Source organism: Microcoleus sp. B7-D4, assembly GCF_036705125.1.
Lineage (GTDB): Bacteria > Cyanobacteriota > Cyanobacteriia > Cyanobacteriales > Microcoleaceae > Microcoleus.
In genome coordinates, this window is record NZ_JAUBTT010000045.1 from 34,870 (window position 1) to 58,254 (window position 23,385).

At 44.1% G+C, this 23,385-nt stretch carries 26 protein-coding genes and 1 CRISPR repeat array; of the genes, 11 read left to right on the forward strand and 15 right to left on the reverse strand.

What is annotated here, in order from left to right:
• Together QUB12_RS18815 and QUB12_RS18820 are read left to right on the forward strand one after the other, a co-directional pair.
• Positions 1 to 347: WD40 repeat domain-containing protein (locus QUB12_RS18815; protein ID WP_445252127.1), on the forward strand; the 347-nt coding region annotated here is incomplete at its 5' end.
• Between the two features lie 435 nt (positions 348 to 782).
• The gene (locus tag QUB12_RS18820) at positions 783 to 2,438 is read left to right on the forward strand and encodes a SpoIID/LytB domain-containing protein (RefSeq protein WP_333144156.1); all 1,656 of its coding nucleotides are present in this window, start codon (positions 783 to 785) and stop codon (positions 2,436 to 2,438) included.
• A 262-nt stretch (positions 2,439 to 2,700) separates the two neighbouring features.
• On the opposite strand, the gene QUB12_RS18825 is transcribed toward QUB12_RS18820, so the two are convergent.
• Together QUB12_RS18825 and QUB12_RS18830 are read right to left on the reverse strand one after the other, a co-directional pair.
• Positions 2,701 to 3,000 carry a ferredoxin gene (locus QUB12_RS18825; protein WP_333109645.1) on the reverse strand — a complete coding sequence of 100 codons (300 nt, stop codon included), beginning with the start codon at positions 2,998 to 3,000 and terminating at the stop codon, positions 2,701 to 2,703.
• 947 nt (positions 3,001 to 3,947) lie between these two features.
• Entirely contained in the window at positions 3,948 to 4,247 is a 300-nt protein-coding gene (locus QUB12_RS18830; protein WP_333144155.1) for a ferredoxin, read from the reverse strand.
• Between the two features lie 526 nt (positions 4,248 to 4,773).
• On the opposite strand from QUB12_RS18830, the gene QUB12_RS18835 reads away from it, so the two are divergent.
• Positions 4,774 to 5,787: a Gfo/Idh/MocA family oxidoreductase gene (locus tag QUB12_RS18835; protein ID WP_333144154.1), complete on the forward strand. Its 1,014-nt coding sequence runs from the start codon at positions 4,774 to 4,776 to the stop codon at positions 5,785 to 5,787.
• A 69-nt stretch (positions 5,788 to 5,856) separates the two neighbouring features.
• Here QUB12_RS18835 and QUB12_RS18840 read toward each other — a convergent pair whose 3' ends face one another.
• The 7 genes from QUB12_RS18840 to QUB12_RS18870 form a co-directional block, all read right to left on the reverse strand.
• The gene (locus QUB12_RS18840) at positions 5,857 to 6,246 is read right to left on the reverse strand and encodes a glycosyltransferase (RefSeq protein WP_333144153.1); all 390 of its coding nucleotides are present in this window, start codon (positions 6,244 to 6,246) and stop codon (positions 5,857 to 5,859) included.
• Between the two features lie 168 nt (positions 6,247 to 6,414).
• Complete coding sequence (locus QUB12_RS18845; protein WP_333144152.1) at positions 6,415 to 6,720, reverse strand: glycosyltransferase; 306 nt, start codon at positions 6,718 to 6,720, stop codon at positions 6,415 to 6,417.
• Between the two features lie 35 nt (positions 6,721 to 6,755).
• Entirely contained in the window at positions 6,756 to 6,995 is a 240-nt protein-coding gene (locus QUB12_RS18850; RefSeq protein WP_333144151.1) for a hypothetical protein, read from the reverse strand.
• 763 nt (positions 6,996 to 7,758) lie between these two features.
• Positions 7,759 to 8,856 (reverse strand): HAMP domain-containing sensor histidine kinase, encoded by a 1,098-nt coding sequence (locus QUB12_RS18855; RefSeq protein ID WP_333307967.1) that lies wholly within the window; start codon positions 8,854 to 8,856, stop codon positions 7,759 to 7,761.
• 362 nt (positions 8,857 to 9,218) lie between these two features.
• Complete coding sequence (locus tag QUB12_RS18860; RefSeq protein ID WP_333307969.1) at positions 9,219 to 9,491, reverse strand: hypothetical protein; 273 nt, start codon at positions 9,489 to 9,491, stop codon at positions 9,219 to 9,221.
• A 517-nt stretch (positions 9,492 to 10,008) separates the two neighbouring features.
• Positions 10,009 to 10,188, reverse strand: coding sequence for a hypothetical protein (locus QUB12_RS18865; RefSeq protein WP_333307971.1), 180 nt, complete (start codon positions 10,186 to 10,188; stop codon positions 10,009 to 10,011).
• A gap of 33 nt (positions 10,189 to 10,221) precedes the next feature.
• A complete protein-coding gene (locus tag QUB12_RS18870) occupies positions 10,222 to 10,365 on the reverse strand; it encodes a hypothetical protein (RefSeq protein ID WP_333307972.1) in 144 nt (47 codons plus the stop codon).
• 534 nt (positions 10,366 to 10,899) lie between these two features.
• Positions 10,900 to 11,605: a CRISPR direct-repeat array (repeat unit 36 nt; unit sequence GTTTCCATTCAATTAGTTTCCCCAGCGAGTGGGGAG).
• A gap of 331 nt (positions 11,606 to 11,936) precedes the next feature.
• On the opposite strand from QUB12_RS18870, the gene hemE reads away from it, so the two are divergent.
• The 3 genes from hemE to QUB12_RS18885 all read left to right on the forward strand — a co-directional run bounded on the left by hemE (position 11,937) and on the right by QUB12_RS18885 (position 16,797).
• Positions 11,937 to 13,001, forward strand: a complete 1,065-nt coding sequence (hemE, locus tag QUB12_RS18875; RefSeq protein ID WP_333144146.1) for a uroporphyrinogen decarboxylase — start codon at positions 11,937 to 11,939, stop codon at positions 12,999 to 13,001.
• A 475-nt stretch (positions 13,002 to 13,476) separates the two neighbouring features.
• A complete protein-coding gene (locus QUB12_RS18880) occupies positions 13,477 to 14,442 on the forward strand; it encodes an NAD(P)-dependent oxidoreductase (RefSeq protein WP_333144145.1) in 966 nt (321 codons plus the stop codon).
• A gap of 762 nt (positions 14,443 to 15,204) precedes the next feature.
• Positions 15,205 to 16,797: a B12-binding domain-containing radical SAM protein gene (locus QUB12_RS18885; protein WP_333307974.1), complete on the forward strand. Its 1,593-nt coding sequence runs from the start codon at positions 15,205 to 15,207 to the stop codon at positions 16,795 to 16,797.
• Positions 16,798 to 16,907: 110 nt separating this feature from the next.
• Here QUB12_RS18885 and QUB12_RS18890 read toward each other — a convergent pair whose 3' ends face one another.
• From QUB12_RS18890 to QUB12_RS18900, 3 genes are all read right to left on the reverse strand, one after another.
• Complete coding sequence (locus QUB12_RS18890) at positions 16,908 to 17,288, reverse strand: type II toxin-antitoxin system VapC family toxin (RefSeq protein WP_333144143.1); 381 nt, start codon at positions 17,286 to 17,288, stop codon at positions 16,908 to 16,910.
• A 1-nt stretch (position 17,289) separates the two neighbouring features.
• Entirely contained in the window at positions 17,290 to 17,511 is a 222-nt protein-coding gene (vapB, locus tag QUB12_RS18895) for a type II toxin-antitoxin system VapB family antitoxin (RefSeq protein WP_333144142.1), read from the reverse strand.
• Positions 17,512 to 17,594: 83 nt separating this feature from the next.
• Complete coding sequence (locus QUB12_RS18900) at positions 17,595 to 17,837, reverse strand: hypothetical protein (protein WP_333144141.1); 243 nt, start codon at positions 17,835 to 17,837, stop codon at positions 17,595 to 17,597.
• On the opposite strand from QUB12_RS18900, the gene QUB12_RS18905 reads away from it, so the two are divergent.
• The 3 genes from QUB12_RS18905 (at position 17,825) to QUB12_RS18915 (ending at position 19,813) form a co-directional block, all read left to right on the forward strand.
• Complete coding sequence (locus tag QUB12_RS18905) at positions 17,825 to 18,724, forward strand: M48 family metalloprotease (protein WP_333307976.1); 900 nt, start codon at positions 17,825 to 17,827, stop codon at positions 18,722 to 18,724. The genes QUB12_RS18900 and QUB12_RS18905 overlap by 13 nt on opposite strands.
• Before the next feature lie 127 nt (positions 18,725 to 18,851).
• Positions 18,852 to 19,298: a DUF6932 family protein gene (locus QUB12_RS18910; RefSeq protein ID WP_333267386.1), complete on the forward strand. Its 447-nt coding sequence runs from the start codon at positions 18,852 to 18,854 to the stop codon at positions 19,296 to 19,298.
• A complete protein-coding gene (locus QUB12_RS18915; protein ID WP_333144138.1) occupies positions 19,295 to 19,813 on the forward strand; it encodes a DNA-binding protein in 519 nt (172 codons plus the stop codon). The genes QUB12_RS18910 and QUB12_RS18915 overlap by 4 nt, the downstream gene beginning before the upstream one ends.
• Before the next feature lie 94 nt (positions 19,814 to 19,907).
• On the opposite strand, the gene QUB12_RS18920 is transcribed toward QUB12_RS18915, so the two are convergent.
• From QUB12_RS18920 to QUB12_RS18930, 3 genes are all read right to left on the reverse strand, one after another.
• The gene (locus QUB12_RS18920; protein WP_333144137.1) at positions 19,908 to 20,432 is read right to left on the reverse strand and encodes a hypothetical protein; all 525 of its coding nucleotides are present in this window, start codon (positions 20,430 to 20,432) and stop codon (positions 19,908 to 19,910) included.
• A gap of 30 nt (positions 20,433 to 20,462) precedes the next feature.
• Positions 20,463 to 20,906, reverse strand: coding sequence for a Tse2 family ADP-ribosyltransferase toxin (locus tag QUB12_RS18925; RefSeq protein ID WP_333144136.1), 444 nt, complete (start codon positions 20,904 to 20,906; stop codon positions 20,463 to 20,465).
• A gap of 194 nt (positions 20,907 to 21,100) precedes the next feature.
• The gene (locus QUB12_RS18930) at positions 21,101 to 21,844 is read right to left on the reverse strand and encodes a hypothetical protein (RefSeq protein WP_333307978.1); all 744 of its coding nucleotides are present in this window, start codon (positions 21,842 to 21,844) and stop codon (positions 21,101 to 21,103) included.
• A 262-nt stretch (positions 21,845 to 22,106) separates the two neighbouring features.
• On the opposite strand from QUB12_RS18930, the gene QUB12_RS18935 reads away from it, so the two are divergent.
• A complete protein-coding gene (locus QUB12_RS18935) occupies positions 22,107 to 22,424 on the forward strand; it encodes a hypothetical protein (RefSeq protein WP_333144134.1) in 318 nt (105 codons plus the stop codon).
• Positions 22,425 to 22,534: 110 nt separating this feature from the next.
• Positions 22,535 to 23,188, forward strand: a complete 654-nt coding sequence (locus QUB12_RS18940) for a Uma2 family endonuclease (protein ID WP_333105033.1) — start codon at positions 22,535 to 22,537, stop codon at positions 23,186 to 23,188.
• The last annotated feature ends 197 nt before the right edge of the window (positions 23,189 to 23,385 follow it).

Genomic DNA, 23,385 nt, shown 5'->3' on the forward strand with positions numbered 1-23,385 from the left:
AGGAATTTAAAGGACATCAAGATGAGGTATCAAGTGTCAGTTTTAGTCCAGACGGCAAATACATTGCTACGGCATCATTGGACAATACAGCACGGTTGTGGGATTTAACAAGTAAGTTGATACAGGAATTTAAAGGACATCAAGATGAGGTATCAAGTGTCAGTTTTAGTCCAGACGGCAAATACATTGCTACGGCATCAAATGACAAGACAGCCCGGTTGTGGCAAATCAGAAGTTTAGATGAAATGCTGGTGCAAGGCTGCGATTGGCTGCGCGACTATTTGCAAAATAATGCTGAGGAAAGCGAGAAACACCTGTGCGATGAGATTAGTGCTCAGAAAAAATGATTAGCCAATCAGTCGGTAGGTGCAAATAAACCTGACCGTGTAACAGAATGTCAAGCGATCGCAACTTTTGCAATTGCTGCATTTCATATCACATCCGGTAGCATCGGAATTAATATTACCCACAGCCAGGACACCGCCAGTGCCCAAGCCGTGTCAACTTAAGCTTTTTGTCCGCCAGTCCTCCCGCCCACCCGGCAGTCCGCCAGGGAATGAATTCCCTGTCTAATAGCGAAAGTCCTCTCAAAGAGGACTGAATAATTCATTAGTCCTCTTTTAGAGGACTTTCGCTTTGAGGCAGGGGTTTCAACCCCTGTCGGACTATCGGTTTAACGAACCAAACCAGCTTATCTTCAGCAATTCCCCTATAGCAGCCGCCAAATGTGCTAACGTACAATCAAAAATCCCCAAATTTCAACTATCGGGAGATAGATAACTGTGTCCGCTCAAGCACCTCCAACTCCCAATTACAAATGGTTTAGCTGCATATCTAGGACTGTTTTCACCGCATTGTGCCTGTTGCCCCTTTTCAGCGCTGCGGGATACGCCCAAAATCCCCAAAATAGACCCATCAAAATCGGCGTAGTGCAGCGGTTTGGCACCAAAGCAACCGACAAACTGACGCTGAAAGCATTACCGGGCGACAGCTTAACATTGAGTTACAAAACTCCTCAAGGCATAGAAACCAAAACGGCTGCTAGCGTCAAGTTAGAAATAGCCCCGAAACCGCTGGAAGCGCCCTTAGTAGAAGAACGAGTTGTTCTGAGCTCCCACCGCAGTTTCGAGAGTGCAGAAGATAGCGCCAATCAGTGGCGCGCCCAGGGAATTGATGTAGAAATTGCTCAACCTTTTCGCTGGCAAGTTTGGGCGAAAAGAGATACTTACAACTCTCCTTTGGTGCGGCGCTGGCTGTTGCAAAGTTTGCAAGCTCAAGGGAACACAACAGCTTTTTTGGATTCCAAAGTTTTTAAACAAGTACCCCAGGCATTTTGGGTTTTAAACGGCTTTCGTTTCAACCGCCATGAGTTGGATGTGACGGCGGGGAAAAATGTAATTGAGGTATTGGAACAAACCACCCAAGAGGCCACAGCTACTGAACCAGAAAAAGCAATTCAACAAACTCACCGTTATGGCGGCAGTTTGCACCTGCAAAAAAATTCTTACGGCACTTATACTTTGGTGAATAAAGTGCTGACCGAGACTTATTTGCGGGGTGTTGTTCCTCACGAAATAGGGGCTTTTTCGCCTTACGCTGCGATTGTCGCTCAAACTATTTTGGCGAGAACCTACGCCCTGAGAAATTTGCGCCGGTTTGCTGTGGATAATTATGAGTTGTGCGCTGATGTTAACTGTCAAGTTTATAAGGGTTTGACCGAGGTTTACCCGCAAAGTGATAAGGCGATCGCCCAAACGAGCGGTTTGGTGCTAACTTACGAAAATCAGCTAGTAGACGCGCTTTATTCCGCGTCTAGCGGCGGCGTGACAGCCTCTTTTAACGATGTGTGGCAGGGCGCGGAACGTCCATATTTGCGATCGATCGTCGATTCCCCTAATAAGGTGTGGGATTTGTCCAAGCAGAGTTTATCGGACGAAAACAATTTCCGCCGCTTTATCAGTTTGGAAAAAGGGTTTAATGAGGAAAAAGAAGACACTTTTCGGTGGCGCGAACCCGCTTCTTTGACGGCAATTGGTGGATTTCTCAAACAGTATCTTCAGAAGAAACAGCACCCGCTGGCTAATTTGAAAACTGTCACTCAGGTGGAAGTGACAGAAAGGTCGCCCGCTGGTCGAGTTTTGAAAATGAAGGTTCAAACTGACTTGGGCCCGATTGATATCGACAAAGACGAGATTCGCAATGCTTTTTACCCGCCGATTAGCACGCTTTTTTACCTAGAACCAATTTACAATCCCGACAAAACTCTCAATGGTTATGCTTTTGTCGGAGGTGGTTTCGGGCACGGGGTGGGAATGAGTCAGACTGGTTCTTACAATTTGGCTAATTTGGGCTGGAATGGATCTCAAATTCTGGGCTTTTATTTTCCCGGCGCTCAAGTTGTGCCGCTCAGCGATAACATTACATTTTGGCAACCATAAAATTAAACTCCCAAAATTCAGTGAGGACTTGCGTAAAAACTATCGAATGCAAGCAGGAGCAATGCAATCTCAATGCCGGATTTTTCCGAATCTTTAGCGCAAGCCCTAAAATTTTGAGATTTTAGATTTTAGATTCTAGACAGGATTTTACGAGTTAACTAAAATCTGCTATCTAAAATCTAAAATTATTCGGTCAGCTATCGCCTCAAACTGCTATTAATCAATAGCTTGGAGTTAGAGCAGATGACTGACGGCCCCCTTTTTAGTACAGCTCTTCTTCTTTGTGAGTTTCTATCGTACAGTCAGACTGGGGATAGGCGACGCAGGTGAGGATCATTCCGGCCTCGATTTGGTCGTCGTCCAAGAAAGATTGGTCGGATTGGTCAACAGTGCCTGATATGATTTTGCCGGCGCAGGTGGAGCAAGCTCCAGCGCGGCAAGAGTAGGGGAGGTCAAGTCCTGCTTCTTCAGCAGCATCGAGAATGTAAGTATCTTCATCAACGTCAATGGTCTGGTTAAGTCCTTCGGCTTCGCTGATGAGGGTAACTTTGTAAGTTGCCATGCACTAAATCCTCTCAAAAATTCAACAAGATTGATAATTTTTCCTAATGCAACCTTCAAGGCTCTATGAGCTTTGAGGTTAGGCATTAGGTTCGTTCCCTCTATGATAGTAGGGGATAGAAGCCCGGTTGCAACACTCATTTACAAAAAATTTGAATGGGATTAGTTATCACTTTTTTTAATTTCATCTTTATTACTTATACCTACTAAACTCGGCGATTTAAATCATCGGCACTACACAAACAAAGTCCGCGCAACGCGAGACTAAATATCAGTCGTAAAACTTTTAGATTTTAGACTTGGGATTCTAGATTGGTTTCACAGTTAATCTAAAATCTGCCATCTAAAATCTAAAATTATTTGGTCAGCTATCTGCTCAAAGAGTTACGAATTTCTAGCTGGGAGTGACAGACTGATACTTTTAATCCAGACAATCTCCGACAACCTGAGAGAATCCAAATATAGCACACTCATCAGACAGGTCCCAGAGCATGGTGGTATCCCACAAAGCTTTAAGGAAAATCCCTAAAGCGCTACTCAAACGGGGTGTTTTCTAACCACAGTTGGGGTCTTTAAAAAGTTTAGATCCACCTAACTTTTATGGCTCTAACCGTATTTTGCACAAATCAAGGAGGTGTATTCTTCACTGGTTTTGACCAACCTCGAACCGCAAGGATTACAGAGATGCTCTCACGCCAAAGCTTGAGAGAAGTGAGAGAAAGTCCAAGTCATCATTACTGATGGTGTTATGCAGGCTACTTCAGTCTACACCAATTGTCATGAGTATTAAGTAAAAGTCTAGGAAAATATCATCCTAGTAATTGCTCCTGGGGGATTGTTTCAGTCTTAGATACAGAAACCCGGTTTCTTAACATAATTGCCGTATTTCAGCTTAATTCTGGAAACGAGCAACCGGGTTTCTTAGGGTATCACGCAGAGCGTCCTTTCTTAGTAGAGCTCTTCTTCTTTGTGAGTTTCTATGGTACAGTCAGACTTGGCATAGGCGACGCAGGTGAGGATCATTCCGGCCTCGATTTGGTCGTCGTCCAAGAAAGATTGGTCGGATTGGTCAATTGTGCCTGATATGAGTTTGCCGGCGCAGGTGGAGCAAGCTCCAGCGCGACAAGAGTAGGGGAGGTCGAGTCCTGCTTCTTCAGCAGCATCGAGAATGTAAGTATCTTCATCAACCTCAATGGTCTGGTTAAGTCCTTCGGCTTCGCTGACGAGGGTAACTTTGTAAGTTGCCATGCACTAAATCCTCTCAAAAATTCAACAAAATTGATAATTTTTCCTAATGCAACCTTCAAGGCTCTATTAGCTTTGAGGTGAGCTCTTAGGTTTGTTCCCTCTATGATAGTAGGGGAAAGAAGCAAGGTTGCAACACTTATTTACAAAAAATTTGAATGGGATTAGTTATAACTTTTTCTAATTTCATCTTGATTACTTATACCTATGTTGGGTTCAGCCTTGTGATACTGTTGCCGCAAGACTTGCGCTAAACCACCGGGTTTCTAGGAAAAATCATATTTTGAGCCCTACAGCACAAAAACCGGGTTGTTGGTATGCGGTGTGTCGATCGAGTTTCAGCAAGACTGGCTGCAAGGCAAGTCCCCGCCGGCGTTGAAATGTATAGTTAGAATCGCATCAAGACTTGGGTGTTGAAGGCTCGATCGAATAAATCGCACCACAACCACAGCTTAAAATCGGGGCGATAAAACCCTAAACCCCTGCAGCGCAAGTCTGTAACTATCTAAAATCTTAAATCTCAAATCCCATGACTAATATTGATACTCGCTTTGGTTTTTCGGTTAATTCTCCAATTCGCGTGGGGATTGTGGGTACTGGTTTTGCCGCTAAGTTGAGGGCCGAGACAATTCAAGCTGATGGGCGATCGAACTTGGTAGCAGTTGCGGGCCACTCCCCGGATAAAACCGCAGCATTTTGTCAAGGCTTCGGGGCAGAAGCTGCGGTTTCCTGGCGCAAGCTAGTAGAAAGAGACGATTTAGATTTGGTAATCGTCTGTACCGTGAACCGGGATCACGGGGCGATCGTCCTGGCGGCGCTAGAAAGTAACAAGCACGTTGTGGTGGAATATCCTCTATCTTTAAACGTATCTGAAGCAGAAAGGGCGATCGAACTTGCCGCCCAAAAGCAAAAACTCCTCCACATCGAACACATCGAACTGTTAGGCGGTTTGCACCAAGCCATCAAAGAATCTTTGCCATTAGTCGGTAAAGTTTTTTACGCCCGCTACATTACTATGAGTCCTCAACACCCAGCGCCGCAGCGGTGGACTTATCAACATTCCCTCTTTGGCTTTCCGTTAGTTGGTGCAATTTCGCGACTGCACCGATTTACTGATTTGTTCGGGGAAGTGGCAAGCGTTAACTGTCAAGCTCAATTTTGGGACAGTCAGCCGGATTTCTACAAAGCTTGTTTGTGCAATGCACAGTTGCGCTTTGCCAATGGCCTTGTCGCTGAAGCTGTTTATGGAAAAGGAGAGACTTTTTGGCAGTCTGAAAACATTTTTACTATCTACGGTGAAGAAGGAACGCTGGTTTTTACTCCCGAATCCGGTCAATTAATTCAGGGAGAAAATCGGCGCAACCTCAAAGTAGGAACGCGGCGCGGTTTGTTTGCCAAAGACACCGATATGGTGTTGGAATTTTTGTTAAAAGGTACGCCTTTGTACGTGGATAATGCCAGTAGTTTGTACGCTTTGAAGGTGGCAGATGCGGCGAGGCGATCGAGCGAAAATAGGCAAAATTTCGCACTTATAAATCCGTAAAAAGGAGCGAACATGAGGTTATTAGACTTTGGTAAAAATCGCTGATAACTCATAAGATATTGGGACAACTCAGCTAAAAGTGCTGCTCAGCAACTCCGCAATCTGCCGATCGATATTGGTCTGGTGAAAACGCCGACTAGCCATATAGTAGGCCGATTGGGCGATCGCGATGTTATACTCAGGTTGGTTATGACAGGTATTAATAACTTCTGCGAGTTGGTCTGGCTTGCCGGGAGGAACCAAAAAGCCATTGATGCCCGGTTCTATTAATTCAATAGCCCATCCAGATTGAGCAGCAACTATAGGTCTACCACACAGCATAGCCTCGACAATAACTCGGCCAAAAGGTTCGGGTGCGTTTGAGGTATGTGCAACTAAATCACAAATTGCCATTAACTGCGGAATCTCTGAACGAAAGCCTAAAAACTTAACTCGATTTTTAAGTCCTAATTCTGCCACTTGTTTGTGTAATTGCTTGGACAGAATCCTGCTCGCCCAAGAGCCCATCACCCACTAAAATAGCTGTTACATTTTTGGGACAGTAGGTAAGTGCTTCAATTAAAATATGTTGACCTTTCCAAGGTGACAATCGGCTGAAATGACCTACGATAAATTGCCCATCAAGTTCTAGCTGTGTCTTGAGTTGGCTAATTTTAGAGCGCTCTGATAGACTTCAGGTTCAAAGCCATTGTAGACGACATCGATTATGTCCGAGCGTCCTCCTGCTTCGAGGAAAGCAGCCTGACTTGCTTTGGAGTTAGCAATAACCAATGGTGCAAAGGGATTAGCCAAAGTTACAGCTACTTTTAAGTTAGTTGGGCTGAAATAGCCTGTAGATAAAATGTCATGCAAATGATACACGAGAGGGCGACGACTCAAAAAGCTAGCTAATGCACCCACCACTAAAGCTTTTTGCGTGTTGGCGTAGATCAAATCCTATTGACGAGCTTTTGGAACAACTTTAGCAATCAAAGGAGTAGCGCGGTTACACTACTTAAACTCTGGCTCAAGCTGCTTTCTTTACGAACTTTTATCGCTTCATTCGCTAACACCTCAACGGGAATTTGCTGTTGCTCTAATAATGGCTTAAAAGAACCATCTACAAATAAGCCAACTAGACAGCTATCTCGATAGGGTTTGGCAATATTTATTAGGCAAAGCTCTGCGCTACCAGGCTTACCGCTCTGGTCGAAAAATAGTATTTTCATCTGTTTTTTAACCGGACAAGTTTTCCATATATTCTACAGGAATTACGCGATTTTTCAAGTGTGAAACTATCTGTAGTGGTAAAACTTGCAAAATAGGAAAACTATATATAGCAATCCTAAATCATTCTCATAATTATTGTAGGGGCAATCCGACCCCTACTCCCCGTGGTTGCCCGATAGATAGGGGGTAGGCACGGGGAGTAGGGGTAGCACTACCCCTACAAATTTATCTGAATCATTTAGGATTGCTATAGTGAAAAATGTAGATTAATTGCATCAGGTTTGGCATATTTACTATGCCAAAAATTGGAGCGAATCAACCAAAGCCGTTCCCAGAGTCGCTGTTCGGGTTCAGCTAAATTAGTGAGTTTTACGCCGGAGTTTGACTGAGTTTCTGGTAGACCTACTCCACACAATTCAACTCGATCTTGACTGGCTGCTAATTGATGCGTAAGCTCATATATATCAATCCTAAATCATTTGCATAATTATTGTAGGGGCAATCCCACGCCCGGTTGCCCGATAGATAGGGGGTAGGCACTCTTAGCACTACCCCTACAAATTTATCTGAATCATTTAGGATTGCTATACATATCGATCCAAGCGTACTCGCTCAGGCTGTGTTTCGCATCTTGACGGCTTATTAATTCTGTAATTTACAGTGTGTGTGATGAAACACCTTATCTGTGGGTTTGCGCGAAAATATTGACTGTGAATTCATTATTTTATCCCTTATTTTTATTGTTAATCTTAATGTCCCGAACTAAACAATAACCTTTAGTAAAGTGATAATAAAGCTTGTCCCCTTGCCCTCTGCACTTTCAACCGCAAGTGTCCCTTTATGGGCTTCAATAATACTCTTTGCTAAAAATAATCCTAATCCCCAGCCGGTTTGCTCCTGGGCACAAATGGTTCGACGAAATTGTTGAAATAGGATGGATTGAGCGTCTATGGCGATCGGATTGCCTTCATTATGGATAGTAAGGCTGACCTGCGTTTGGGTTTGCTGGAGCGTGAGTGTAATCGGCGTACTAGGCGCACCATATTTCACAGCGTTAATTGCTAAATTTTCAATCACCCGCCGTATTTCTTTACGGCTGCAAAAAGTCCTGATAGCAGGGTCAGAAACCACAATAAACCGCTCTCCATAGGCGAATCTCAAATCGTTTACTACCTCTTGGACTAGCATCTCAAAATCGCATTCTTCAAATTCAATCTTTAAGCTCTGCCCTGCCCGCAGCCGACTCGCATCTAGCAGATTTTGAATCATCGAATCCAGCCGATTGATCGCACTGAGCATCCTCGTCGCTACATCCCTATGGCTGTCTCCTGTTTCAAGCCGCCGCAGAGTTAGTTGAGTTCCCATTTTTACGACATTGATGGGATTTCTGAGGTCGTGAGTTAACGTCACCATAAATAATTCTTGAATATCTCGCAGCGTTTCGGAGAATTGAGTGGCTGCGTCATTAACGGCTTGCTCGATGGAGGCGATAATAATGTCTCGATCCTGCACTCCTAAAGGTGCTTCTTCTTCTAAAACTTGAAATATTACTTGACGGAGGAGGTGATACTCGAAAATGAGGTGAGTCATGGAGTAGTCAGCATACCCCGCCCGTTCATGCCCATGCAGCTTGCCAATCCGCGTACTTTCTACCTCGTCGGCTGTGATTCGGGCAGGTGTCCTGACAATTCTGTTTGAGAGTTCATCTACCAGTTGGTTTAAGTACAGAGGTAGGGAATCTTGCAAGACAAGAGAATTTTGATGCGTTGATGCACCGACTTCATCACGCGCCCGCTTCTCCCACATCCCCATAATTTTTTCAGCATTTTCTTTAAGACGGTCAGACGCTTCGTTCGACATCGATTCTGATTTTCTGCATGAGTGGCTCTTGAGAAAGCATTATACAGGACTTTCCCGATAATATAAGTGAAGTACCCCCCGGAAGCCGAGTTTCGTGCTGAAACTCGGCTTCTGGGGGGTACTTTATAAAGGTGAAATTTGCTGTGATTAAGGAACTAAACCCGCCATGATATTAATACTACTCCCTACAAGTGCGGTATTCAAGAAAGAGGAGAGAATGCTAGAGCAATCAAGCTCATCGCCTCAGCGCGAGCTACTCTGTACATCTGAAACTTGAGTAGTCATGCCAAGAACAAAAGAAGAGTTTGCGTAGATTTTTGAGGTAAGGTCATGGTCGATAGGATTTATTGATTTTTACCTACTTATTGAAGTTTCCACGCCATTAGACCAACAAGCACAATCAGACCTAATGCTCTACGAAAGTAATTAACGCCTTGAAATAATTCTTCCCAAGCCCAAGTAAACAAAGAGCCAAAGGCTACTAGCTCCAACCCTAAATTAATTTTACCTGTTGTAACTATGAGCGTTAATAAACTAGCTACAATCCCCACGCTCAGTGGTAGATTTGGCATCTGAGCTATAACAATTTTGCCTTCGCTGTCCCGGAATGTGCGATCGAACAATGTGTTTTCCATGAGTTTCTCGTGTCAATGTAATAAACAGAACTAGGTTAACAGTAAATACTGTAGACAGTTTTGGGAACGATACTACAAGCTTTACAGAACAAGAAGCATAAAAAAGTCAACTTAAATGCAAGTCAGGAGGGGAGATGACATTGATTTAATTATCCGCCGTGGCTCAAAGTATTTAGTAAATAAGCCATTCAGACCTAGAAAAACTGTCCGCGCTCTTGAACAACATTTAAACATCAGGTTTATGCTTGTTTATGCTTGAGAAAGTTGGTTTTATTGATTCCCATTCATGAATTTATCCGGGTTATTTTTGTCATTATTCTAAATATTTTTGCCGTGAGGGGTTATACAGTAGTTTTATAGTAAAATTAATAAATTTAAATATCCTCTCTCGCTTGGAATAGTTTAGATGAGAATATTATCTATAATTGGACAGACATAATCTTTTTTATACTATCGCATCGAGAGCGATCGACCTCATGCTCAAATCCAAGGTTAGCAATTCACAGGTCTAAACCTTTTAGTAAAGCAGGCTTGAACCTCTGTTGGCAGTGGAGTTTTCTGTTTCCACACCTTGAATTGATTGTGTAGCCGCTATTTCTGCTCGATCGCTCTCAGCATCCTGACTCAGAAAAAATGTAGCCAGCATGGCTCTCAAATAACCGCATACGCGATCGCACACAACGCCAGCAAAAAACAAAGCACCCCTCCTTGGGCTGGTTTCGGAAAGTAATCAGAGCCGATCGTACTCATCAACATTCCCGTCAACCACAGCGCAGTGGTATGGGAGTATCTCATATTCGTCAAAATACTTCTTCTGGCTCCTTCCTTCTTCCTCTTCCCTCCTGCCTTCTGCCCCGCAGCAAGAGAGCCTCAAAACTCCAATTTCTAGCTGGCTGCTTTCATTGAGATGCTCCCAGTGCCCTAGTCATTAATGCCAGCACTAGCATTAGGAAATTCGCACTCAAAAGAGAGACAGCCCAGCAATAGCACAACATCATCGAAACCCCCAATTGTCTGGTTTTGGATAGGGACTCATGGGGATTACGATGCAATATTAGCTCAGAAATAGAGTCTTCGATAGACTGTCATGATAGACGTTTAAAACTTTTTTTATTTAGAAAATCAGGCAATCAAAGTGTTGGATAATCTAGCCAAAATGATGATTTATATACAAAAAAGATTGTTTGCATAAATAACTTCCCAGCGCTACTCTGCCTTCTAGAACTTTCTTCATCCGCAAAACCAAAGAAACCGGGTTTTTTACCAAATTTGTGGGCTGTAACGAAGTATTTCGCAAAAACCCGGTTTCTAATCACCCTTCCGTAAGTCTTGTAGAACTTTTTTCATCCTATCTTAGGCATGGGTAGATCAAAGAAAAAGTAGGAGCAATTCATGAATTGCCCCTACTTTTTCGATTCAATTAGTTTCCCCAACGAGTGGGGACTTCGGTTAGATATACGCTTAGTCCTGAGCCTTATGTGGCTGTTTCCATTCAATTAGTTTCCCCAGCGAGTGGGGACATACTGACTGGCGACAGTTCCTTCGACACCTCTCAGTTTCCATTCAATTAGTTTCCCCAGCGAGTGGGGAGTGGTTGCCGGAAAATACGTCTCCGTCGCGTGGCGAACAAGTTTCCATTCAATTAGTTTCCCCAGCGAGTGGGGAGAAATTATCCATCAGACGATCGGTTTACTGCTGATAATTTTGCGTTTCCATTTAATTAGTTTCCCCAGCGAGTGGGGAGTCGGCGCTCGGTTTGTAAGTAAAAAAGTAGCTGAGGTCAAGTTTCCATTCAATTAGTTTCCCCAGCGAGTGGGGAGTACAAACTACTAAAATCCGGGATCTGGTAGGGTTTGGGTTTCCATTCAATTAGTTTCCCCAGCGAGTGGGGAGGTTATCTTCTTTATCTACAACTTTACCTATTAAGTTTCCATTCAATTAGTTTCCCCAGCGAGTGGGGAGTCACAATGCTTTTAGTTGCGGACATGGACCAAACTCTAAGTTTCCATTCAATTAGTTTCCCCAGCGAGTGGGGAGTTTAAGAGGTAATATTTATGAATTGGGAAACTAAAAGTAATGTTTCCATTCAATTAGTTTCCCCAGCGAGTGGGGAGACCTCCATCTTACACCCTATTACAGCGCAAAGTGTCCAGAGGCAATTTGCGAGGCTCAAGCATTTTTCATGGAAATCAAACCTGTGTTCGCTCACAAATAATCCCTGAAACCCTTACCCAGCAATGCTGCGAGGCTCACGACGCAAAAATGTCATTTCAGCTAATTTACCGCCAGCCTCGCAACCAACCTGACTCCGACTCCCCAAAATCGAACTCAGCCACTCCCCTCATCTCCCTCCCCGCTGACAGATGAATTTTTTGTCAAAAAGGACGATCGCACAGTGGTAAGCTACCAAAGGCATTGAAATATCTAAGGTAGAGAAAAGTTAAAATGTCGGCATTAAATGAAGTTCCCTTGTTGTTGCGGGCAGCCCGCGGCGAAACCCTAGACCGCCCGCCCGTGTGGATGATGCGTCAAGCCGGCCGCTACATGAAGGCTTATCGAGATTTGCGAGAAAAGTATCCCTCGTTTCGCGAACGTTCCGAAATTCCCGAAGTTGCGATCGAAGTTTCCCTTCAGCCGTGGCGCGCGTTTCAACCCGACGGCGTAATTCTGTTTTCCGATATTGTCACACCCATGCCCGGTTTGGGTATTGACATGGACATCGCCGAAGGCAAAGGCCCGATTATCCACTCACCCATCCGCACTCAGCAGCAAATCGACAACCTGCAACCCCTGAACCCGGAAGAAAGCTTGCCGTTTATCAAAACAATCCTGAAATCCCTGCGCGAGGAAGTCGGCAACAAATCCACCGTGCTCGGCTTTGTCGGCGCGCCGTGGACGCTGGCGGCCTATGCCGTTGAGGGCAAAGGTTCTAAGGATTATGCCATCATCAAAAACATGGCATTTTCCGATCCAACTTTACTGCATCAGTTGCTCTCAAAATTCGCAGATGCGATCGCCGTTTACGTGCGCTATCAAATCGACTGCGGCGCGCAAGTAGTGCAAATGTTCGACTCCTGGGCCGGGCAACTGTCTCCGCAAGACTACGACACCTTCGCTTTACCTTACCAGAAACAGGTGTTTGAGCAAGTCAAAAAAACCCATCCCGACACCCCACTAATTCTGTTAGTCACCGGTAGCGCCGGCCTCCTCGAACGCATGACAACATCCGGCGCCGATATCATCAGCGTCGATTGGACGGTTGACATGGCCGACGCGCGCCGACGTTTGGGCCCCAATATGAACGTTCAGGGAAATCTCGATCCGGGCGTGTTGTTTGGTTCTCAACCGTTTATTCGCGATCGAATTCTTGATACAATTCGCAAAGCGGGCCCGCGCGGACACATCCTCAACTTGGGACACGGCGTGTTACCGGGAACTCCCGAAGACAACGTGCGTTTCTTCTTTGAAACGGCAAAACAAGCCGACAAATTGCTTGCAGTTGCTGCTTGAGTCCGACAATCCGACAGGGGTTGCAACCCCTGTCTCATAGCTAAAGTCCTCTTAAGAGGACTAAAGATTAATATTTCAGTCGGTTTTAACTGACATCTTGCAGCAATATCAATAAGAGGATTTTTCGTGGGGTCGGGCGGGTTTATAGAACCTATTTGCAAGCTTTAAGGCTGTTAGCGAACCCGCCCCTACGGCTAATTGAGAATGGTGCAAGATCTCAGTTTTAACTCACCGAAGAGCACCCTTGCCAATAAAACATCCCGTAGGGGCGGGTTCACCAATAGCTTTAAAGAGTGCAGACAGGTTAAATAAACCCGCCCCCAGCCACAAAAAAGCCCTTTATTAACAATGGTGCTCTTCAGTCGGTTTCAACCGACTTTTGCTATTAGCCAGGGGTTGAAACCCCTGGCAGATTGCAGGAGAATGAAACAGCCCTATTCTCCCCCTTGCCGTCCCCCCCTTCCCCTTCTGCAAAATGAACGCCAAAAAAATTTTCATAACGGGTGCAAGTGGCTGTATCGGTCACTACATGGCCGAAACTTTGATTCAAGAAACAAACCACGAACTTTACCTCTTAGTTCGCAACCCCGAAAAATTAAAATTCGACTGGAAAGCCCGCCCCGGCATCCATATATTACAAGGCGATATGCGAGATATCGAGCAATTTGCCGAACTTCTCCAAACAATAAATGTAGCAATTGTAGCAGCTACTGCTTGGGGAGGAACTCAAGAGGTTTTTGATGTTAACGTAACCAAAACTCTCCAGCTAATTCAACTACTTTCGCCACAGACTTGCCAACAAGTAATTTATTTCTCAACAGCAAGTATTCTGGGTCGAGACAACAATTTGCTCAAAGAAGCCGGGGAACTGGGGACAGATTATATCAGCTCAAAATACAACTGCATGGTGCATTTGTCTGCCTTAAAAAATGTGGCTCCCATTACGGCACTTTACCCGACATTAGTATTGGGAGGAGACGCCGAAAAACCAGTCTCTCACTTGTCATCGGGCCTGCCACTTGTGGCTAAATGGATTGGTTTGATTCGCTGGTTTAAGGCAGATGGTAGTTTTCACTTCATCCACGGCGCAGATATTGCTAAAGTAGTTAATTATTTAGTTGAACATCCGCCTGCTTCCGAGGAACCGCGACATTTTGTGCTAGGAAATCCGGCGATTACAGCTAACGAAGTGGTAGAACAAGCTTGCCAGTATTTGAATAAAAAGATATTTTTTAGGATTACTCTGTCACCTTGGCTAGCCGATTTCTTTATTTGGCTGTTCCGAATTCAGGTGGCTGCTTGGGATAGATTTTGCATCAGCTACCGCCATTTTACCTATCAAAATCTTGTGAATCCCGAAAGCATAGGAATGCCGAGTTACTGCGGCACAGTTGCCGATATGTTAAGAACTAGCGGGATTCCAGGCAAAGATTCAAATTAGTCCGTACACTCCGCACCAATAATCGGACGGGCTAGAAGCCCATCCCACAAGAAAGATTGTGGGATGGGCTTCTAGCCCGTCCCTAATTATTTTTGCGCTTCTCAAATCCCATCCCACAAGAAAAACAATTTTTGGGATGGGCTTCTAGCCCATCCCTAATTCTTTATGCTATTCAAGTCTAGTGTTTCAAATTCTTTTTTGCCTTAGTCCCATGCTTTTTAAATGCGATTATCGTCAATTAAGGGTCAAATAGGATAAGATATCAGCATTTGCACACTTTAACAGGGAACTGCAAGCTAAAAATTGCGCTCATTTTGTTGGTCTTAGGGGGTGTCACCCCTCGCCAGATATTCGATCGAGTGCAAGATCGTAATTTTAGCCTTAACGTCAGAAACCTCAGCCTAAAGGCGTGAGGCTTGAAAGAGAAATCTAACAGGCCATTCTGACCAGACTAAGCTTTAAATAGCTACGTTATTTAGGTCACGACACCCGCTTGATGCGAAGCTAGTCCCTTGCTCTGTCGCTAGTGGTTAAACAGTCTTAAGGTCACGCTCGACAGTGCTGCTAGCCGGCGCAAGCCTTTATAACTTTGTCGAAGCTAACTTTACCCCAGAAATGGGAGTTTGGGGCAACCATTCCCCAAAAATCGGAGAGGTTGCATAAAATTCCCTCTCCGACCCCGAAAGGGGATTTAATTCAATGTAAAGCCGTCCTATAAGGACGGGGCTTCAGACCCAGTTTTTTGGTGAGGTTTAACATATAATGCGAGTTCTTTTAGTTTACCCGCTGTTTCCGAAAACATTTTGGTCTTACGAGAAAATCCTAGAATTAGTCGATCGTAAAGTGCTGCTGCCACCGCTGGGTTTGGTAACGGTAGCAGCTATTTTACCCCAAGAATGGGAATTTAAGTTAGTCGATCGCAACATCAGACAAATCACCGAAGCAGAATGGGAATGGGCAGAGCTCGTTATTCTCTCGGCAATGATTGTCCAAAAAGAAGATTTGCTAGACATAATTCGCGAAGCAAAACGGCGCGGTAAATCCGTAGCTTGCGGCGGCCCTTACCCGACTTCAGTACCCGAAGAACCTCAAGCAGCGGGCATAGATTACCTGATTCTCGACGAAGGCGAAATCACCTTGCCGATGTTTGTCGAAGCAATAGGGCGCGGTGAAAAAAGCGGAATTTATCGATCGGACGGCGTAAAACCCGATGTTACCACAACCCCAGTCCCCCGCTTCGATTTGCTGGAATTAGACGCCTACGACTCAATGTCAATTCAATTTTCCCGAGGCTGTCCTTTCCAGTGCGAATTCTGCGATATCATCGTCCTCTACGGCCGCAAACCCCGCACCAAAAACCCCCAACAATTGATAGCAGAATTAGACTGTCTCTACAACTTGGGCTGGCGACGCGGCGTGTTCATGGTAGACGACAACTTTATCGGCAACAAACGCAGCGTCAAACTGTTGCTAAAAGACTTAAAAGTCTGGCAAGAAGAACACAAATTCCCGTTTACTTTCAACACAGAAGCATCCATCGATTTAGCCCAAGATCAAGAATTGATGGACATGATGGTTGCTTGCAATTTCAATGCAGTGTTTCTAGGGATTGAAACTCCCGATGAAGAAAGCCTGCAAATGACCAAGAAATTCCAAAATACCCGCAATTCCCTGATCGAATCCGTAGAGTTAATCGCCAAATCCGGTTTGCGAGTAATGGCCGGATTTATCATCGGATTCGACGGGGAAAAACCCGGTGCCGGTCAGCGGATTGTCAAGTTTGCCGAAGCAGCAGCTATTCCGAGCACAACCTTTGGAATGCTGCAAGCTTTGCCGCATACTGCATTGTCCCACAGACTAGCAAAAGAAGGGCGGTTGCGCGACAAATCTGGCAACCTCAACCAGACTACCTTGATGAACTTTATCCCGACGCGGCCTCTCGAAGATATTGCCCGCGAATATGTCGAGGCCTTCTGCGAAGTGTACGATGCTGAGAAATATTTAGACCGGACTTATCGCCATTTCTTAATGTTAGGCGCACCCACAGCAAAGATACCTGCAAGAGTTCCCAGTTGGATAGACTTGCGAGCACTGCTAACTGTGGTTTGGCGGCAGGGAGTCAAGCGCAAAACTCGCTGGAAGTTTTGGCATCATTTGTTCAGCATTCTCAAACGCAATCCTGCTGTTTGGGATCATTATTTAACAGTGTGTGCTCACAACGAGCATTTCCTGGAATACCGCCAAATTGTGCGGGATGAAATTGAAGCTCAATTGGCTGACTTTTTGGCTAATGAGTCTCAAACTGTATATCAAGAACCTGTTGCTGTTGAGGAAAAGCAAGTGCAAGCGGTTTAGGGTTGGAGAATTCTACCTAATAGCCAGATAGCCGACTTCTTAAACAAGTCGAGTATCTGGCTATTCTCTTTTGTTATCTGGGCTTACTGATAAAATTTTTGCCTTCTTCATCACCACACCCGCTGAATTGGATAAGCATCAAAAGCCTCATCACGACTAATCAAAACCAGCGAATGATTCATCGTCTGTGCTACCAGAATGCGATCGAAAGGATCTCGATGATGCAGAGGAAGACCTGCGTAAATCTCAGTGTCTTCAAATGTAATTGGTAGAATTTGAGCGTTAATGTATTGCAATTCCTTCGGCAGGTCTTCAAATGGCCGATTCAGTTGAAGCTTACTGACATTGATTTTAATAGAGATTTCCCAAAGGCTGGCAATACTAAAATACAAACCTGTTTTAGTATCGATCGCTTCTTTTGCTTTACTACCTAGATTGGAATCGCCAAGCAAATACCACAGAAAGGCATGAGTATCTAAAAGGAAGTTCATGTTACATATATTCCTTTAAATCTTCCAGCGGTTCATCGAAATCATCAGACATAACGATCTGACCTGCCCAACTACCATAACCATGAGGTTGTTCAAGTTGTTCTTGAGATGATTCAGTTTTTGCGTGTTTTTCAAGTAAATATTTTGCATAATGCAATATCTCTTGTTTGAGAGATTCTGGCATCTTGACGAGAGTTTGAAAAATCTCTATATCGATAGTCATGATTTATGTGGAATTTTTACTATGTCATATTCACCAATTATACCGTAATTGCAGTCACAGGGTATTTAGAATGGCTATCTCGTTTAATCTAGTTTCCAAGCAGAGTCTGGAAATGTCATATCCTGCGGCTCTACCCCCTCTTGAGAGCAGGCGAGAGAGCCTCCAGAGGCATTCCCAGTTTCTGACTGAAAACTTGAAATACTACTATTGGCGACAGCAGTTATTTCGGCAGATAGAGGCGCGATCGCCCCCAAATATGAAAATCTAATTAGAAGCTCAAAAATATCAAAATAGCGATCGCCCTCAACCCGCCATGTTAGGAACAAATCAACTCAGAACCGCCGCTCTCTTAGGACTCCTAAGCGGCCTTCTCGTTTTAGGAAGTTATTATTTAATCGGCAACGAGCAAGGACTTTACATCGGTTTAGCGCTAGCCGCCTTCTCAAGTTTTAGCTCTTGGTACTATTCCGACACGGCCGCGTTAATGGCTTACCGCGCTCAGCCGATCGCCCGCAGCGAAGCACCAGAAATCTACGATATGGTAGCATCGCTGAGCGAAAAAGCCCAAATTCCGGTGCCGAAAATTTTTCTAGTTCCTACTCAATCTCCCAACGCATTCGCCACAGGGAGAGACCCGGAACACGCGACAATAGCAGTTACTGAAGGCATCATCAAGCTGCTTTCCCGCGAAGAATTGGAAGGCGTTTTAGCGCACGAACTGACACACATCCGCAACCGCGACACCCTCACTCAAGCAGTTGCAGGAACAATTGCCGGCGCAATTACATTTGTCGGGCGAATTCTGACTTTTGGAGCGCTTTACGGCCCGGTAACGCGGGATAGCAGACAAGGCGCGAATCCGTTTGGTTTGCTGTTTTTAATCATTTTAGCACCGCTATCAGCAACCGTAATTCAATTGGCGATTTCTCGAACCAGGGAGTTTGCAGCAGACAGCGGTGCAGTGGAAATTACCAATAACCCGATCGGCTTAGCAAACGCGCTGCAAAAATTAGAGAAAATGGGTCATGAAATTCCGATGCACGGCAATCCTGCGATGTCGCCGCTGCTGATTGTGAATCCTTTTTCGACTAAAGGTTTGCAGTCACTTTTCCGCACTCACCCGCCGACAGAGGAGCGCATTCAACGCCTTTTGGAAATCGCGCAGCAGCAGCAGCAAGGTACTCCAGTTATGGCTTACGTGCCCGGAATTTGAGCGTCGAAAATGCAGCAAGAATATTGAAAAACCAGGTTGTTTGAACCAACCTGGTTTTTGTTTGTTTATAATGGTAGCTGTGGTACGATCGACTCGCACAACTAATTTGCGGCGCGGGTGTGAGTAAGTGATTCCAGAATTCGATGAAAACGGCAATCTACCACGGGGAGTTCATTGGTGCGAATGGGAGGAGTTTGAGGAAAGATTTGGTACGACTGTTCCCAGAAAGAACATGATAAAGGGGTTGAAACTGGCAATGACTCAGTTAAAAGCGGCAGGTGCTAGAACTATCTATATTGATGGTAGTTTTGTTACCAGCAAAGACAAACCTAATGATTTTGATGCTTGTTACGATAGAGAAACTGTAGACAGGGAGTATCTGAGAATCAATGCTCCTAGATTGTTCAATCATCAGGATCGAAATGCCCAAAAAGCTAAGTATCGAGGGGAGATTTTTCCCTCAGACGAACCTGTAGGCAATTACGGAGAAAATTCCTTTGAATTTTTTCAAAGCGACAGAGGGCAAAACAAGAAAGGAATTATAGCGCTCGATTTAATGAGGTGGGAACCGTGATTAAAAATGAATTTGAGTACGGAGTCAGCAAAGATTGGGTGCAAAAATTCAACAAAACTCTAGCAGCAATGGAGCGGGATGAAGAAGCAAAAAGAAAGGACTTCCTCAAATGGGATGCTGGTAGAGGTTCGATTCAGCGCCATTTGGATCAGTTGCACGAAGAAATAGCAGAATATGAACGATTGATGGCGTGGGACAAGAGTAAGCCGATCGAACTTGTAGTTGAGAATTTCAATAAACTATCAGATGCTTTAATTAAAGCTCGAATGGCAGCAAAAATCAGCGTGGAAGAACTAGCAGAAAGGTTGGATATGGACCCTGAACGCCTTAAGGAACACGAGAAGAAAGATTATCAAGGTGCTAGTTATATGGAACTCCTTGAAATTAGCTGTGTTTTGGGGCTGGAGTTTAAGACGGCTGTGATGCAGGTCGATTTTGAGGAAATAGAGTTTACCAAACAAACAATAGCAGAATCGCGCTATCGAAAAAAGAAGAAGGCAAGTAAAACCGCCTAAAGATTTGAGGGTGCGATCGCGAAGACTACTGAGTTGATTGGGTTTGTTGGGTGTAAATTAGATAGGCGGGGGGCGAGGTCTCCACTAAAAGGATTTACCCCACGCTCAGCAATTCATCCAGCTTGTTCTTTAAGTCCGGTGATGCTAGTAGTGGTCTATAAACTTCACCTTCATAGGGCTTCCAAACATATCCAAGACTGAACGATCGAAAAACCGAAGATGCTCCCGTTGCTTGCCAAACAGCTTCAGCTAAAACCAATCCAGGAAAAACCAAGGCAGGCTCTTCAATCAATTCGCTGTAGGTTCTAAACTCATCTACTTCCATACCAACTAAAGCATACCGAAACGGTGGAGCAAACCGCAAACTCTGATACAGAAATATACCTATTTCCGTCATTAAATAAGCACTTTCTGGAGTGTCAATGCCAATCTCACTGATGCCACTTGGACAAACTCGACACCACCAATTTTCTTCTATGTCCTGAAAAATTTCTGCCCGACATTGGGAATGTCTACCGTTTGAGATCACCCAGGAAATTTCATTGAAATATTGAGCAAATTGCTGTGCTTCCGATTGCTTTGTGCCACATTCAGCCGATAAGCTAAACACCCATGCCATTTCTGTTCTCCCGTTGAGTAAATTAAACTATCAAACTTTTTCCCATTCGCTCTGTGTCTGGGCGAGGGCTGCTTCATATTTCTCTAAAAGCATTGTAGCGCTTGGCAAAATACTCACATGAGTTGGACTATCTTGCACAGCTTCAATATCTCCGAGGATCTTGCTGTCGTCAATCTGCCAAAGAGGATCTTTTCCTGTTCCGCCAAATTTTGGGGGTTTGCGGAATGGTGGTAAGCCTTCGATAGAGAGGGATACAGACATTCCTTTTGTGTTTCTAATGGCTACAGTGACAGACTCCTCTGAAGACTTGCGTTCTGTTTCTGGTAGTAAATAACCTTGTTCATCCAACCACTCTTTGGGCACTTGCTCAACATCAATGTCAATACTGGGTCTGACTCCCAGTAGCCTCGCGTTGCGTCCCATTTTGGGTTTACCGTTTTCTTCTGCCATGCCTCGATAATAGAGTCTTGCCATTAGCCTTTTATCAGCCCAACTCGATCACCCAACCAATCATAATGTAATTGCTGCATTGGTTTCATGCGCTCCCCTTTTGTGCGTGAAGGGCGATCGCGCAACTCGTAGAATCATCGCGCTGTTTGGTATTTGCTGCAATACACCAATATCTTTCAACCGTCCACTGCCACGGGGTTTTTATGCGGCGAGGGTAGTCACTCAGCAACCTTATTGACGTTTGCTTTAGGAATTTTATTAATTTCGCAGTACATATTACATTGCTGCACCAACTCTGATTTAATAGCAAAAAACTCGTTGCACACCATGAAAATTCTGCAAGCATCTCCAAGTGCTCGATGAGGTTTGATCTGATATTTATACTTTGAGGGAAATTTATACTGAAAATTATTTGAGCCAAAGGATTTATTTTTAGCATAAAATCCGATAATCAACGATATTTTATCGAGAGAAAAGAGATAGCCTATCTCTTTTTCAATAATAAGTTGTATGTCAATGACTTGAATATTCGACTTATTGACTTTTGCCCTTTTCAAAAGCCTGAGATCCTCCCTCCCACCAAACAATACAATCTGGTCAACTTTATTCCTATTAAACAGGTTGTGAATGTATTCGCGTAATTCCTTTAGGCATTTAGACCGTAGCTCTCTGGCGAGAACTTTATCAGAGTTTTCTAAGCGGTAGCTAGGATCGAATATTTTCTGATACTCTCCTCTTTCAATGTTGGCAACTCTTTCCGAGAATCCAACAGTTTTACCAATGTCATTGATAATATTTTTTCTGACAACTATGTCTACATCATAGGAAAACTTTTTGCTTTCCAATAAAAGCTCCTTGCGCTTTAAATCATATATCACCGCACCAATTTCTGTTGGAAAGAAGTCTGCTCTACTAGAACCATAAATGGGTCCAAACTCCATATCTAAAAATAGAGTATTCATCCACCTACCTCTTAACTAGCCCAACTTTTTAATACGTGACCAAGAATGCATGTCCAAAACTCTCCCCCACTAACTCGCTTAATTTGCAGAATTATTATTATGATACTTATAAATCAAAAGTTTGTCTAGTCAAAAAATGTTCAACTTTGTCCCCCATCGGCTAAATTTCATATACATTAGACATAAAGGCTTAGAATAAATCGACAACTAATAAGCACTCATTCACCTCTCCCAAGGCAACCCGTTATGGTAAAAAAAAACTGTGGGGAATCTGATTGAAGAGTTGGGAATCAGGGCGATAGAATTATTACTAGATGATACCATATTGTTCCCGGAAGATTTGAAAGATGTTTTACAGAAGCAGTTCGATCGCACTTCCGAACTAGAAAAACAAGTTATGTCTTTGTTGGCTAGGGAAAACCAGCCAGTCAACATAGCAAAATTACTAGAAAAAGGACAACTATCATCATCGGATTTACTCAACGCGCTGCAATCTTTATCGCGACGCTGCTTGATAGAAAAAGAAGGAAGTCTTTACACTCTTTCACCTGTATTCAGGCAGTATATCAAAGGGTTGTAACTGAGATGTTGCACCAATATCAATAAAAACCCGGTTTCTATGCTCAATGCGTAAGTCGTATAAAATAGATATAAAATATAAATTGATGCTGCTAGCAATGGAGTCATCCCATGACCGCAACAATTCCTACTCAAACCTTGCCAGAAATCATCTACCCAGACAGCGACGGAAAACCAATGTCTGACAACACCAAACAGTTCCAATTAATCGTCAAAATTCAAGGCGGAATAGATGCTTTATTCAAAGACAACGAAAATGTCTTTGTAGCAGGTGACTTGCTGTGGTATCCCGTCGAAGGAGATAACAAAACACGCCAAGCACCTGATATTATGGTAGCTTTTGGCAGACCAAAAGGCGACAGAGGTTCCTACCAACAGTGGCTTGAAGATAATATTGCGCCGCAAGTTGTCTTTGAAATCATCTCCCCCGGCAACCGACTGGGAGAAATGTTTAAGCTGTTTAAGTTCTACGAGAATTATGGAGTCGAAGAATATTATATCTATGCTCCAGAGGATAATGAGTTAATGGGTTGGGTGCGAAGTGACGGAGAACTCAACTATATTGAATCAATAGAAGGTTGGGTAAGTCCGCGTTTGGAGATACGTTTTGAAACTGCATCGGGAGACTTGGAAATTTATCGTCCCGACGGACTGAAATTTTTGTCTTATGTGGAGTTGTCAAGACAGATGGAACAAGCACAGCAAAAAGCCGATCGCCTATCTGAAAAACTACGAGAAATGGGGATAAATCCTGAGCAAATTTGAAACTAAATTAACTCTACAACGGTTTAATTAAACAGGATTTACGAACTCCGAATCAAGAAACCGGGTTTTTTACCGAATCTGCGCCTACAGCGCGTCTTCTCGTAAAAACCCGGTTTCTGGGCCTCTACTCCCAATAAAGAAACCGGGTTTTTTACCGAATCTGCGCCTACAGCGCGTCTTCTCGTAAAAACCCGGTT

Excerpts from the sequence above, each read along its gene's own strand:
- QUB12_RS18825 (WP_333109645.1), bottom strand. The coding sequence starts at position 3,000 with ATGGCAACTTACAAAGTTACCCTCATCAGCGAAGCCGAAGGACTTAAC.
- QUB12_RS18830 (WP_333144155.1), bottom strand. The coding sequence starts at position 4,247 with ATGGCAACTTACAAAGTTACCCTCGTCAGCGAAGCCGAAGGACTTAAC.
- QUB12_RS18835 (WP_333144154.1), top strand. The coding sequence starts at position 4,774 with ATGACTAATATTGATACTCGCTTTGGTTTTTCGGTTAATTCTCCAATT.
- QUB12_RS18850 (WP_333144151.1), bottom strand. The coding sequence starts at position 6,995 with ATGAAAATACTATTTTTCGACCAGAGCGGTAAGCCTGGTAGCGCAGAG.
- QUB12_RS18855 (WP_333307967.1), bottom strand. The coding sequence starts at position 8,856 with ATGTCGAACGAAGCGTCTGACCGTCTTAAAGAAAATGCTGAAAAAATT.
- QUB12_RS18860 (WP_333307969.1), bottom strand. The coding sequence starts at position 9,491 with ATGGAAAACACATTGTTCGATCGCACATTCCGGGACAGCGAAGGCAAA.
- hemE (WP_333144146.1), top strand. The coding sequence starts at position 11,937 with ATGTCGGCATTAAATGAAGTTCCCTTGTTGTTGCGGGCAGCCCGCGGC.
- QUB12_RS18880 (WP_333144145.1), top strand. The coding sequence starts at position 13,477 with ATGAACGCCAAAAAAATTTTCATAACGGGTGCAAGTGGCTGTATCGGT.
- QUB12_RS18885 (WP_333307974.1), top strand. The coding sequence starts at position 15,205 with ATGCGAGTTCTTTTAGTTTACCCGCTGTTTCCGAAAACATTTTGGTCT.
- QUB12_RS18890 (WP_333144143.1), bottom strand. The coding sequence starts at position 17,288 with ATGAACTTCCTTTTAGATACTCATGCCTTTCTGTGGTATTTGCTTGGC.
- vapB (WP_333144142.1), bottom strand. The coding sequence starts at position 17,511 with ATGACTATCGATATAGAGATTTTTCAAACTCTCGTCAAGATGCCAGAA.
- QUB12_RS18905 (WP_333307976.1), top strand. The coding sequence starts at position 17,825 with ATGTTAGGAACAAATCAACTCAGAACCGCCGCTCTCTTAGGACTCCTA.
- QUB12_RS18920 (WP_333144137.1), bottom strand. The coding sequence starts at position 20,432 with ATGGCATGGGTGTTTAGCTTATCGGCTGAATGTGGCACAAAGCAATCG.
- QUB12_RS18925 (WP_333144136.1), bottom strand. The coding sequence starts at position 20,906 with ATGGCAAGACTCTATTATCGAGGCATGGCAGAAGAAAACGGTAAACCC.
- QUB12_RS18930 (WP_333307978.1), bottom strand. The coding sequence starts at position 21,844 with ATGAATACTCTATTTTTAGATATGGAGTTTGGACCCATTTATGGTTCT.
- QUB12_RS18940 (WP_333105033.1), top strand. The coding sequence starts at position 22,535 with ATGACCGCAACAATTCCTACTCAAACCTTGCCAGAAATCATCTACCCA.